This is a genomic window from Massilia mucilaginosa (assembly GCF_011682145.1).
Classification (GTDB): Bacteria; Pseudomonadota; Gammaproteobacteria; order Burkholderiales; family Burkholderiaceae_D; genus Telluria_A; species Telluria_A mucilaginosa.
The window spans coordinates 24,226-35,989 of record NZ_WHJH01000062.1; the positions used below are offsets into that span (position 1 = coordinate 24,226).

General features: G+C 65.6%; 11 protein-coding genes. 3 read left to right on the plus strand and 8 right to left on the minus strand.

The annotated features are described in order from the left end of the window. Positions 1-6 precede the first annotated feature (6 nt). Positions 7-660, minus strand: coding sequence for a 3'-5' exonuclease (locus tag F2P45_RS29620; protein ID WP_166881811.1), 654 nt, complete (start codon positions 658-660; stop codon positions 7-9). An 11-nt stretch (positions 661-671) separates the two neighbouring features. After that, complete coding sequence (locus F2P45_RS29625; protein WP_166881812.1) at positions 672-1,922, minus strand: Hsp70 family protein; 1,251 nt, start codon at positions 1,920-1,922, stop codon at positions 672-674. Positions 1,923-2,119: 197 nt separating this feature from the next. On the opposite strand from F2P45_RS29625, the gene F2P45_RS29630 reads away from it, so the two are divergent. The 3 genes from F2P45_RS29630 to F2P45_RS29640 all read left to right on the plus strand — a co-directional run bounded on the left by F2P45_RS29630 (position 2,120) and on the right by F2P45_RS29640 (position 5,424). Further along, entirely contained in the window at positions 2,120-3,190 is a 1,071-nt protein-coding gene (locus F2P45_RS29630; protein ID WP_166881813.1) for a LacI family DNA-binding transcriptional regulator, read from the plus strand. Positions 3,191-3,347: 157 nt separating this feature from the next. After that, on the plus strand, positions 3,348-4,943 hold the full coding sequence (ctaD, locus tag F2P45_RS29635) for a cytochrome c oxidase subunit I (protein WP_166881814.1): 1,596 nt from the start codon (positions 3,348-3,350) through the stop codon (positions 4,941-4,943). Between the two features lie 31 nt (positions 4,944-4,974). Then, the gene (locus tag F2P45_RS29640; RefSeq protein WP_166881815.1) at positions 4,975-5,424 is read left to right on the plus strand and encodes a DUF2244 domain-containing protein; all 450 of its coding nucleotides are present in this window, start codon (positions 4,975-4,977) and stop codon (positions 5,422-5,424) included. Positions 5,425-5,542: 118 nt separating this feature from the next. On the opposite strand, the gene F2P45_RS29645 is transcribed toward F2P45_RS29640, so the two are convergent. The 6 genes from F2P45_RS29645 to F2P45_RS29670 form a co-directional block, all read right to left on the minus strand. Continuing rightward, a complete protein-coding gene (locus F2P45_RS29645; RefSeq protein ID WP_166881816.1) occupies positions 5,543-7,627 on the minus strand; it encodes a methyl-accepting chemotaxis protein in 2,085 nt (694 codons plus the stop codon). Between the two features lie 32 nt (positions 7,628-7,659). Then, positions 7,660-8,472 (minus strand): TorF family putative porin, encoded by an 813-nt coding sequence (locus tag F2P45_RS29650; protein ID WP_166881817.1) that lies wholly within the window; start codon positions 8,470-8,472, stop codon positions 7,660-7,662. A gap of 351 nt (positions 8,473-8,823) precedes the next feature. Then, positions 8,824-9,720, minus strand: coding sequence for an alpha/beta hydrolase (locus F2P45_RS29655; RefSeq protein WP_223164853.1), 897 nt, complete (start codon positions 9,718-9,720; stop codon positions 8,824-8,826). Positions 9,721-9,824: 104 nt separating this feature from the next. Then, the gene (locus F2P45_RS29660; protein WP_166881818.1) at positions 9,825-10,511 is read right to left on the minus strand and encodes a hypothetical protein; all 687 of its coding nucleotides are present in this window, start codon (positions 10,509-10,511) and stop codon (positions 9,825-9,827) included. Between the two features lie 65 nt (positions 10,512-10,576). Further along, on the minus strand, positions 10,577-11,179 hold the full coding sequence (locus F2P45_RS29665; RefSeq protein WP_166881819.1) for a TetR/AcrR family transcriptional regulator: 603 nt from the start codon (positions 11,177-11,179) through the stop codon (positions 10,577-10,579). Then, the gene (locus tag F2P45_RS29670; protein WP_441295252.1) at positions 11,176-11,535 is read right to left on the minus strand and encodes a DMT family transporter; all 360 of its coding nucleotides are present in this window, start codon (positions 11,533-11,535) and stop codon (positions 11,176-11,178) included. The genes F2P45_RS29665 and F2P45_RS29670 overlap by 4 nt, the downstream gene beginning before the upstream one ends. Positions 11,536-11,764 lie beyond the last annotated feature (229 nt).

Below are 11,764 nucleotides of genomic sequence, written 5' to 3' on the forward strand. Positions count from 1 at the left end.
AAGCGATCAGGCGCTTTGTGGCGGAATTTCTGCCAACTGTGCCGCGTCCGCCAGCTGGCGCAGCCAGGCGGGCACCTTGGCCGCGCTCAGCTTGTTCATCGACACCAGCAACTGGGGCGCGACCGAACCGAAGCCGTAGGTCCGCCCCAGATGCCGGGCGATGTGGATCAGCAGGTCGGCCGCCACTTCGGCGTCGGCCTCGGCCCGGTGGGCGGCGCTGCGAAAGCGGATCCCGAGCTGGCCCGACAGCAATCCCAGCTTGTAGCTCGACAAGCCCGGAAACACGCGGCGCGACAGCTTGAGCGAACACACCAGGCCCTGATGCCCCGGCACCATGCCCAGCCGCTCGGCCTCGGCGTGCAGGAACTTTTCGTCGAAGCTGGCGTTGTGGGCCGACAGGGCATCGCTGCCGATGAATTCCAACAACTGCGGCAGCACCCGCTCGACCGGCGGCGCGCTGTCGACCATGGCCTGCGAAATGCCGGTCAGCGCCGAAATGAAGGGCGGAATGACCGCGCCGCAATTGACCAGGGACACAAAACGCTCGCTCACGCGGCCGTCGACGATGCGCAAGGCCGCCACTTCGGTAATGCGGTCGCCGTAGGCCGGCGACAAACCCGTGGTCTCGAAATCGAGCATGACGATCGGTTTCTCGAACACGATGCGCCTCCTTAACCGAACTTGCGCACGGCGTCGAGCGCGAGCCCGGCGCCGATACTGCCGAACAGGTCGCCTTCGACCTTGCGCGCATTCGGCACCAGCGCGCCGATGCGTTCGCGCAGCATGCGCACGCCGCTCGAGCCGCCGGTGAAGAATACCGTGTCGACCGCGTCCGGCGAGACGCCGGCATCAAGCAACAGCTTCAGCACGGTCTGGTCGATATTGCCGACCAGGTGGCTGATGGCGTCGTCGAACTCGCTGCGTTGGAGCAGCAGGTCGACCGGCGGCGACAGGCGGTCGAGCGCGAGCGTATAGCTGGCCGCGTCCGACAGCGCGATCTTGCCTTCTTCCACCTGCATCGCCAGCCAGTGGCCGGAACGCTCTTCGATCAGGCGCTGCAGGCGGCCCAGCTTGTCCGGCTCGCGGGCGTCGCGCGCCACGTCGGCCAGTTGCGCCGCCGCCTTCTTGGTGTAGGCCAGGTTGATGGTGTGCCAGGTCGCCAGGTTGAAGAAATAGCTCGACGGAATCGCGCTATTGTTGTTCAACAGGGTCTGGTAACCGAGCAGCGGCATCACCGAAGCCAGGCTCAGGTATTTATCGAAGTCGGTACCGCCGATGTGCACGCCGCCGGTGGCCAGGATGTCGTCGCGCCGCTCGGCCTTCAGGGCCCGTTCGGGCGACAGGCGCACCAGCGAAAAGTCCGAGGTGCCGCCGCCGATGTCGGCGATCAGCACCAGTTCCTCGCGCCGGATCTGCGACTCGTAGTCGAAGGCGGCCGCGATCGGCTCGTACTGGAAGGCCACGTGCTCGAAGCCGACCGAACGCGCCACTTCGGCCAGAGTATCCTCGGCCAGGCGGTCGGCGGCAGCACTGTCGTCGATGAAGAACACCGGACGGCCGAACACGGCCGAGGTGAAGGTGCGCCCCGCTTCGCGTTCGGCGCGCCGCTTGACCTCGCCGATGAAGTGCGACATCAGCATGCGGAACGGCAATGCGCGTCCGCCGACTTCGGTCTGGCCGTCGATCAGGCTGGTTCCGAGCAAGCTTTTGAGCGAGCGCATCAAGCGCCCTTCATAGCCGGCAAGATAGCCTGCCAGGGCCGCGCGGCCATAGCTGACCTCCTCGTCCTCGGCGTTGAAAAACACCACCGAGGGCAAGGTTGCCTTGCCATCCTCGAGGGCGAGCAGAGACGACTGACCGGGGCGGACCCAGCCTACTGTTGAGTTTGACGTTCCGAAATCGACGCCGCAAGCATTCGCCATGGTACCCTTTAGATTAAGGGGCGGCATTATACCAGACGGTGCCGCCAGCGGGCATCCTGCCTGCAATGTCGTCGCGGCGCAACTGAAAAACCGCGATTCCGGCGCGGCCGCAGTTCTCAGCAGTAACGTATTGCCACATAGAAACGTGATGGGCTACACTGGGCAATCCGCCAAGGATTGTTACCCAGAAGAACTAGATGACCCACACGCCACCGCACTGCCCCAGCATTGCCGACGTCAAGCAGCTGATCCACAGCGAAGCGCGCCGCGTCACGTCCTACGACGTGGCCAGCGCGGCCGGGGTGTCGCAATCGGCCGTGTCGCGCTGCTTCAAGCCGGGCGCCAGCGTGTCGAAAGCCACCTTTGCGCGCGTGATGCAGGCTGCCGCCGACCTCGACTACACGCCCAACGCCGCCGCGCGCAGCCTGATCACGCGCCGCTCGAACCTGATCGCGGTGGTGCTGTCGGACATCGTCACCCTGCACTATCCGCAGATCCTGTCCGAGCTGAGCCGGCAATTCGGCCAGCACGGCATGCGCGTGCTGCTGTTTTCGCTGGCGCGCGAAGGCGACATCGGCGCCACCCTGGCCGACATCTGGCAGCACCAGGTCGACGGCGCGGTGCTGGCCGCCACCCTGAGCCATGAGCAGGCGGCCGAATTCGAGCGGCGCCGGATTCCCTTCGTGCTGTTCAACCGCACCCTGCGCGAAGGCGCAGTCAACGCGGTCGTGTGCGACCAGGTGGAAGGGGCGCGCCTGCTGGTGTCGCGCCTGGCCGCCGCCGGCCACAAGCGCTTCGCCATGATCGACGGCCCGCACGACTCGGCCATCGCCCAGGACCGCAAGCACGGGGTGGCCGGGCGCCTGGCCGAACTGGGACTGGCCGCGCCGCTGATCGTCAGCGGCGACTACGACTACGCCAGCGGCGGGCGCGGGCTGCGCGAGATCATCGCCGGCCTGGGCGGCCTGCCGGACGCGGTCATGTGCGGCAACGACATCATGGCCATCGGCTGCCTCGACACGGCGCGCCACGACCTCGGCCTCGACGTGCCGGGCCAATTGTCGGTGACCGGCTTCGACGGCATGGCGCCGGCCGGCTGGCTCAGCTACAACCTGACCACCCTGCGCCAGCCGGTGCAGACCATGACGCTGGCGGCCAGCGCCATGCTGACCGGACTGATCTGCTCAAGCGGCGGCTGCCCCGAGCGGCGCGTGTTTTCCGCCGCCGTGGTGGAAGGCGCGACCGCGCGGCTGGGTCCGGGCGCCTGACAGGCGGGACGGCGTGCACGCATGACGCCGCCATGCGCGGCCCAGAGTTCCCCTGAAAACGCGGCCGTTTGACGCCCGCCAAGTGGCGCAGGGCGCGCAATCGTGTGGCGGACGGGCCTCGCTATAGTCATCCGTGAGATCGACGCACGGAGAACCGATGAGCGCGAGCATCCTTCCCGGCCAGGACGCGCTGGCCCACGACGAACGGCACAGCCATCCGCACGGCTGGCGGCGCTGGCTGTACGCGACCAACCACAAGGATATCGGCACCCTGTACCTGTGGTTTTCGCTGGCCATGTTCATGGCCGGCGGCGTGCTGGCCCTGCTGATCCGGCTCGAACTGTTCCAGCCGGGGCTGCAATTCTTCTATCCCGAGCTGTACAACCAGTTCGTCACCGTGCACGGGCTGGTGATGGTGTTCGGCGCCATCATGCCGGCCTTCGTCGGCTTCGCCAACTGGATGATCCCGCTCCAGATCGGCGCCTCCGACATGGCGTTCGCGCGCATGAACAATTTTTCGTTCTGGCTGCTGCCGCCGGCCGCCGTGCTGCTGCTGGCCGCCTTTTTCAGCGCCGGCGGCGCCACCGCGTCGGGCTGGACCATGTATCCGCCGCTGTCGCTGCAAATGGGTCCCGGGATGGACCTGGCCATCTTCGCCATCCACCTGATGGGCGCCTCGTCGATCATGGGCGCGATTAACATCATCACCACCATCCTCAACATGCGCGCCCCGGGCATGACCTTGATGAAGATGCCGATCTTCTGCTGGACCTGGCTGATCACCGCCTACCTGCTCATCGCCGTCATGCCGGTGCTGGCCGCCGCCGTGACCATGATGCTCACCGACCGCCACTTCGGCACCACCTTCTTCAACGCGGCCGGGGGCGGTGATCCGGTCCTGTACCAGCACCTCTTCTGGTTCTTCGGCCATCCCGAGGTGTACATCATGATCCTGCCCGGCTTCGGCATCATATCGCAGGTCATTCCCGCCTTTGCGCGCAAGAGCCTGTTCGGCTACGCCTCGATGGTGTACGCCACCGCCGCCATTGCGATCCTCTCGTTCATCGTCTGGGCGCACCACATGTTCACCACCGGCATGCCGGTTACGGCCCAGCTGTTCTTCATGTACGCCACCATGCTGGTGGCGGTGCCGACCGGCGTGAAGGTGTTCAACTGGATCGCCACCATGTGGCGCGGCTCGCTGACCCTGGAAACGCCGATGCTGTTCGCGATCGGCTTCATCTGGGTGTTCACCATCGGCGGCCTGTCCGGCGTGCTGCTGGCGGTGGTGCCGATCGATATCCAGGTGCACGACACCTATTACGTCGTTGCCCATTTTCATTACGTGCTGGTGGCCGGATCGCTGTTCTGCCTGTTCGCCGGCTTCTACTACTGGGTGCCGAAATGGACCGGGCACATGTACAACGAGGGGCGCGCCAAATTTCACTTCTGGAATTCGCTGGTGTGGGTCAACGTCACCTTCTTTCCCATGCATTTCCTGGGGCTGGCCGGCATGCCGCGCCGCTATGCCGACTATGCCACCCAGTTCGCCGACTTTCACATGCTCACTTCGGTCGCTTCCTTGCTGTTCGGGCTGACGCAGGCTTACTGGCTGTTCGCCATCGTGCTGCCGACCGTGCGCGGCGGCGAGAAGGCGGCGGCCAAGCCCTGGGATGGCGCCGAAGGGCTGGAATGGACGGTGCCCAGTCCCGCCCCCTTCCACACCTTCGGGACGCCGCCGCAGATCAAATGACACCTCAACGACCACAGCGCATGGCGCCAGCATGAAACAGGAATGGCTGTTGAAGAAGAATTGTTCGATGTCGCCGCGCCAGGTTGGCGTGGCGTACGGTTCGCTGTGCGGGGTTCTGATCGCGATCGCCCTCGCCTTTGCGCTGCATGGCGCCTGGTTCGTGTTTGTCTTCGCGCTGCTCGACATCGGCGTGCTGGCGGCGGCGCTGCTGCACTACGCGCGCCATGCGGGCGACTGCGAAACCGTGGCGTTCAGCGAGGGAGGGCTGATCGTGGAGCGGGTCGAGGCGGGCAAGGTCGAGCGGATCCGCCTGGAAGCGTGCTGGACGCGCATCGCCATGCCCGACCGCAAGCGCAGCCTGATCGCGCTCGAATCGCGCGGCGTCAAGGTGGAGATCGGCGGCTTTGTCGGAGAAGAGATGCGCCAGCAGGTGGCGCAGGAGCTGCGCCGCGAACTGCGCAGCCGTGCATTTGTGCGCTGAGCGCGCGTGGCCGCTTGCCGGCCGCGCGCGCTGCGCTGATTGATGTGCCGGCGCTGCTGTCCCAGATGGGTTGGGCGCAGCGGCGCGCAACAGGCCGCTGCGCTGTGCCGGCAGGACCTCAGAACTCGTCCCATTCCTCGGTGGCGGGCGTGCTCGCCGGCTTGGCCGGCTTGGCCGGCTTGGCCAGCGCGGGCCGGGCGCCGGGCCGGGCCATGGTCGACGACGGCGTGGAGCGCGCCACCGTCTGGTGCGCCGCGCTGTGGGTGCGGTCGTCCAGCTTGAACACATTGACCGCCCTGGCCAGCTGCGAGGCCTGGAACTGCAGGCTTTCGGCGGCGGCGGCGGCTTCTTCCACCAGTGCCGCGTTTTGCTGGGTCACGCCATCCATCTCGGCAATCGCCTGGTTGACCTGCGATATGCCCTGGCTTTGCTCGCCGGTAGCGACCGTAATTTCCGCGATGATGGCATTGACCCGGCCCACGCTGGCGACCACCTGCTCCATCGTGCTGCCGGCCTCGTCGACCTGGCGGCTGCCGATCGCCACCTTGCCCACCGAATCGTCGATCAGGGCTTTGATCTCCTTGGCGGCCGCCGCGCTGCGCTGGGCCAGGTTGCGCACTTCCGACGCCACCACCGCGAAGCCGCGACCCTGCTCGCCGGCGCGCGCCGCTTCCACCGCCGCGTTCAAGGCCAGGATATTGGTCTGGAAAGCGATTCCATCGATCACGCTGATGATGTCGACGATCTTGTTGGACGATTCGTTGATCGATGTCATGGTGGCGATCACCTGCGACACCGCCGCCCCGCTCTTGCGCGCCACGTCCGAGGCCGATGCCGCCAGCTGGTTGGCCTGCTTGGCGTTCTCGGCATTGTCGCGCACGGTGGCGGTCAGCTGCTCGATCGAGGCCGCCGTTTCTTCCAGCGAACTGGCCTGCTGCTCGGTGCGCGCCGACAAGTCGTTATTGCCGTGCGCGATTTCCGCGCTCGACTGGGCCACGTTGTCGGCGCTCTCGTGCACCTGCACCAGCACCGCATGAATCTTGGTGACAAAGGCGTTGAAGCCCTCCCCGATCACCGCCAGCTCATCCTTGCCGCGCACGTCCAGCCGCACCCGCAGGTCGGCCTCGCCCGAGGACAGGTTGGTCATCGTCTCGCCCAGGGTGCGCAGCGGACGGGTCAGGCGCGAGACCACCAGCACCAGGATGCCGCCAGTGGCCAGGGCGCACACCAGCGCCACGATCAGGGTGTAGAGCAGCAGTTCGCGCGCCGGCGCGGTCGCCACGGCCTTGGGAAAGCTCAGCTCCACGCTCCACGGCGCGATATCGGCATGGATAGCGAGCGGTTGCAGCAGGCGGATATTGCCACGGCCATCATCGAATTCGTAGGCCTGGCCTTGCTTGATGCGCTCGAGCGCGGCCGCCGGCAAATCGTCGGCCGGCTTGCCCAGGCGCTCCGCGACGGGATGACTGGCGTACAGGCCGCCATTTGAAATGAGCGACAGTTTGCCGCCCTCGATCACTTTCAGGCTCGCCAGGATGGCGGTCAGGCGCGGCAGCATGAAGTCGGCGCTGGCCGTGCCCTTGAACTTGCCGTCAACGATGATCGGCGCCACCAGCGAGGCCATCAGCACATCCTTGCCCGCCACCGGATACACGTACGGCTCCGTGAAATAGACCTTGCCGCTGCGCTTGGGAATGTCGTACCAGTCATTCGCGCCGGCGGCGGTGCCGAACACGATCGGTTCGATATGCACCTCGTTCTTGGCGTCGCGCGTGAAATACGGCATGAACCGCCCGGTAGCGTCGAAGTGCGGCTTCTTGTCGGCGAACTCGGCATCCTTGCCGTCAAGTTCGTTCGGCTCGAAAGTCACCGCCGCGCCGATCAGGTCCTCGGTTCCCAGCAGGGTAGCCTTGGTCAACTCGTTGATCTGCTCGCGCTGCAAGGGCTGGCTGACGGCCTTGGTCGCGCGCATGGCCGATCCCAGGCTGATCACACTGGCCAGATTGGTCGACAGCCGGCTCTGCAAGGCGCCGACCACCTCGCGCGAGGACGTGCGCGCCAGTTCCATGGCCGCCGCTTCCGCGCTGGCGCTGCTTTTCACGCCGATCACGACCGCCGTGACGGCCAGGCTGAGCACCACCAGCGCGGTGGCGGCGACGCAAATCTTGCTATTGAGTGAAAGCCCTGTTCCGAATGCTGCCATGGTCTTTTTATCCTCTGTCGGTGTATCGAACATCAAAATGTCTTGGTCAGCGCCACCACGAAGGTGCCGACGGCCGGATTCGACACCGGGATCTTCCCGGACGAATCGGGAATGCCGAGCGTGTACGCGTCATAGGCATTGGTGGCGCCGCGCGCCTTGGTGTACGCGCCCGACATCGCCCAGCCGCCGTCGAAGGCCTTGCTCACGCCCACTTTGAGATCGCGCCAGTTCCAGATATCGTTGCCGGCGCCATGGACCCGGCCGTCGCCCGCGTGCAGGTTGAGGGTATAGCCGGAACCGAGGTCGACATTGGCGCCGATGTCCAGGTAGCCGGTGCCGCGCGCATTGGTGATGCCGAAAAATTCCTTGGTGTAGGTGCTGTTGTACTTGGCATAGAAAAATTTGTAGGTCATGCCCAGCGACAGTTCGCCGTAGTCGTAGGTGGTGGCGGTGGCGCGGTACTCGGCGCCCGGGTATTTGTAGTAATACACCAGCGCGCTGTAGCCGATCGGCCCGGCGCTGCCGCTGTAGCCGCCGTACAGGTCGATTTCGAGCGTGCCGTCCTCGACATAGCGGTTGCTGACGGTCGACATCCAGACCCCGGCCGACCAGCCGCTCGGATGGCCCAGGTCGAAGCCGCCTTGCAGGGCCGGCTTGCCCCAGGTCTGGCGAAAGCCGCGCGAGATGTATTGCGAGACCAGGGTGACGTTGGCGGTCATGGTGGTGGCCGGCGCGGCGGCGGGTGCGGGCGCGGCGCTGTCGGTGGCCTGGGCCGATGCCTGGGAGGCGCACGCCAGCAGGCTGGCGAAAGAGAGGGCAATGCGGTGCTTGACGATAGAAGGCATCTTGAGTTTTCCGTAAGGTTACTGGACGCGCAAGGACAGCCGCACCAGGTACATCTTGAGCGAAGAGTCAGACGAGGATCAGGTCAAACGTGCGGCAAACTCCGCCGGCGAGGTTGGGGCCGGCAGGGGCGCCCGGTCATGCTGGGGCTTGAAACGGGTGGACGCGCGCCTCAACGCGAGCCCATGCAGCAAGGATAGGCGCGAGCGCGCGGAGATGTCAAACGTGTTGCACTACGAAAATGAAATCCGTTGTATAACGGAGAGAACAGGTGACAATTCGCCGCCATCGCGGCGCTGCGCGCATGCCCGCAGCGCCGCGATGGCGCCGCTCCGGGGAAAAGATCAGTCCGCTTACTGGGCGGCGCCGGGCGCCTTGCCCGCGCCGGCGCCGATGGCGCCTGCGCCGGCCGGCCCGTACACCGTTTCCAGCGCCACCGCTTCGCTGGCGCGGTAAATCGTCTCGTGGCGCTCCTTCGGCATCGGCTTGAAGCTCAAGCTCACGCCGGCCGGCGCATGCGCCAGCAGCGACGCCGCCAGGCGCGCCGTGCCGGGGACGATATTGTCTTCATCGGCCGAGGTCAGGAAAATCTTCTTCTGCCGGGCCGGCAGCGCCTTGATGCTGGCGTCCGCCGCGCGCACCAGCGCTTCATCGTTCCACCACAGGCTGGGGCTGATCGCCACGTAGCGGTCGAACAGGTCCGGCTCGACCAGCAAGGTTTCGACGATGAACAGGCCGGCCAGCGATTCGCCCACGATCCCTTTGTCGGCCGTGACGCGGTAGTGCGCGGCAATGTACGGCATCAGCTCGCTGCGGATGAACTGGCGGAACGCCGCCGAGCCGCCCACGCGCGCGGCGATCTTCTTGTCGCGCTCGACCGTGGTCGGACCGGTCAGGTCGCGCCGGCGTTCGGTGTTTTCGATTCCCACCAGCAGCACCGGCATCATGCGCCCCGCGGCCACCAGCGCCTGCACCGTCTGCGCGACGTGCGGAAAATCTTCAGCCTGGCCGCCGTCGGGCATGTACAGCACCGGCAGCGCAGCGGACTCCTTGCCGCCATGACCGGCCGGCGCGAATACATTGATGCGGCGGGTTTCGGACAGCACGGCCGATTTCAGCAAGAACGTGTCGGACTTGACAGCCTGGGCAGCGGTCTCGGCGGACGGTGCGGCAGGCAAGCCGGCCGGCGCTTGCGCCATCGACTGGACAGCGGCGCAGCACATGGTCAGGGAGAACAAGACTTTTTTCATAAGATATCCATGGACGAGAGACCGCTAGTCTGCCACTAAAACATTGTCTATACAACACGCTGGGCATAAGGCGCACGGTGTCGCGGCGGTGACCGGCTGGCAGCTCAGATCTGCGGCTTGATGCCGCTCTTGCGCTCACGCGCGATGTCCGCCTCGTGCCGCCGCCGCGCGCGCTCGATGTCATCGGAGGCCGTCTTGACGTCGATGACGGTCAAAATGAAGCGGTTGACCATACCGTCACGCTCAAACACGTCGGTGAGCATCACCCGCATCCCGCAGTTGTGAGGAATGCTGCTTGGCGCCCTCAGGCGCCCCCCCGCGAGCGGCGTGCCCTCCAGTGCGATGGACTTGCACGGGATGTTCCCGTCCGCCCCCTTGACGCGCTTGCCTTCGCGGTCGGTGTCCCAGGAATACAAGCTCCAGCCGCGGGGTCCGGGCTCCGGGCGCAAGGTCGGCTCGCCGAACTTCTGCGTCAGCGAGCCCAGCAACGCGTCAAGGCTCACCCGCGAACCGGGAACCATGCGCTGATAGCGCGCGACGAACCAGACCTTGCCAGCGGCGTTCTGCAACACGATGAACTCGTCGGCGGCGCCTTCCTCGCTATCGGGGTCCCGGTTTCCCCGCGTCGCCGACAGCCCCGTCAACTCGCGTTCAACAATCTTGAACGGTTTGATCGCAAACGCGTTGTTGGCGCTCTTGATGGCCAGGCTCGCTTCGGACAGCGTGCTGCCGATCCGCACACCGGAAATATCGCTTGCCAGTGCCGGACGGGCCAGCATCAACGACAACATGCATACTGCGGCGCAACGCAAGATCATCGAATCGACTCCTATACCAGTAGAAAAACAGTCGTATTCTATCTCGCGTCACCCTGCGCAAGCATGCCGAAAGGAACTATTTTCGGCGATGCGGCCAGCGCCAGCAATTGGGCGCGCACCTGTGGAAAATACGCCGGCCGCTCGCCGCGCGCCAGCAGCCAGTCGAACCAGGCGCCATCGGCGGCCAGCCGCACCACGCCCAGCAGCGGCGCGGCGTCGGTAGCGGCGTGGACCGACAGCCGCCGCGCCAGCCACGCGTCCCAGCGCTGCTTGAGCGCGGGATCGGCGATCAGCGACACCGGCAAGGCCACGCTCCACGGATTATCCGATGCCGGCGGCGGCTCGTCGAACACCATGCGCACGTAGGCGCGCGTAAAACAGCCGTACGCGCCATCGTCGCCGGCCAGGCAGGCGTCCAGGCCCGCGTCGAGGCGCGCGATCATGTCGTCGAACATGCTCTCGACCAGCGCCTGCTTGTTGGCGAAATGGTGGAACAGGCCTCCCTTGCTCACCCCGGCGGACTGCGCCACGGCCTGCACGGTGACCCCGGCCAGCCCCTCTTCCACGGCAATCTTCGCGGCGCAGGCGAGCAAGGCGCTGCGCACCCGCTCGGGCGCCTTCTTCCGGGTCGGGGCGTTCAATGCGCCGCCGATGTCGAGAACGCCTGCACCAGCACCACGCCGGTCACGATCAGGCCGATGCCGATGATCGCCACCGGATCCAGGCGCTGCTTGAACACGATCACGCCGATGAGCGCCGTCAGCACGATTCCCACCCCGCCCCAGATGGCATACGCCACGCCCAGCGGAACATGCTTGAGCGCCAGCGACAGCAGGTAGAAGGAGCCGGCGTAGAACAGCGCCATCAGCCCGGTCGGCAGCATTTTGCTGAACTGCTCGGACTTGCCGAGGAAGGTGGTGCCGATCACCTCGCAGACAATGGCGCCGGCCAGGGCGAGATAGGAAAACCAGGCTGTCATGGTGGAACTCCGCTTCATCAATCGAAGTCGGGATTCTATCATACCGACCGCGCGGTATGTTTAAGGAACATTGCTCATCGGACTATTCGAGGGTCGGCCGGGATCCGTGTAAAAATACCAAAATTGAGCTGTAAGTGACTGAATTATTGAAGAATCTTGGTTTTGTAGTTCATTGGCGGCAGCTTTCTTTCCAAGTCTAAGGTGTAATCGCCATACCGATTGATGTGCTCGGTTCTATAGGGCGCAA

Bases quoted from the DNA above. Each gene is read 5' to 3' on its own strand.
- F2P45_RS29625 (WP_166881812.1), bottom strand. From the start codon at position 1,922: ATGGCGAATGCTTGCGGCGTCGATTTCGGAACGTCAAACTCAACAGTA.
- F2P45_RS29630 (WP_166881813.1), top strand. From the start codon at position 2,120: ATGACCCACACGCCACCGCACTGCCCCAGCATTGCCGACGTCAAGCAG.
- ctaD (WP_166881814.1), top strand. From the start codon at position 3,348: ATGAGCGCGAGCATCCTTCCCGGCCAGGACGCGCTGGCCCACGACGAA.
- F2P45_RS29640 (WP_166881815.1), top strand. From the start codon at position 4,975: ATGAAACAGGAATGGCTGTTGAAGAAGAATTGTTCGATGTCGCCGCGC.
- F2P45_RS29645 (WP_166881816.1), bottom strand. From the start codon at position 7,627: ATGGCAGCATTCGGAACAGGGCTTTCACTCAATAGCAAGATTTGCGTC.
- F2P45_RS29650 (WP_166881817.1), bottom strand. From the start codon at position 8,472: ATGCCTTCTATCGTCAAGCACCGCATTGCCCTCTCTTTCGCCAGCCTG.
- F2P45_RS29655 (WP_223164853.1), bottom strand. From the start codon at position 9,720: ATGAAAAAAGTCTTGTTCTCCCTGACCATGTGCTGCGCCGCTGTCCAG.
- F2P45_RS29660 (WP_166881818.1), bottom strand. From the start codon at position 10,511: ATGTTGTCGTTGATGCTGGCCCGTCCGGCACTGGCAAGCGATATTTCC.
- F2P45_RS29670 (WP_441295252.1), bottom strand. From the start codon at position 11,535: ATGAAGCGGAGTTCCACCATGACAGCCTGGTTTTCCTATCTCGCCCTG.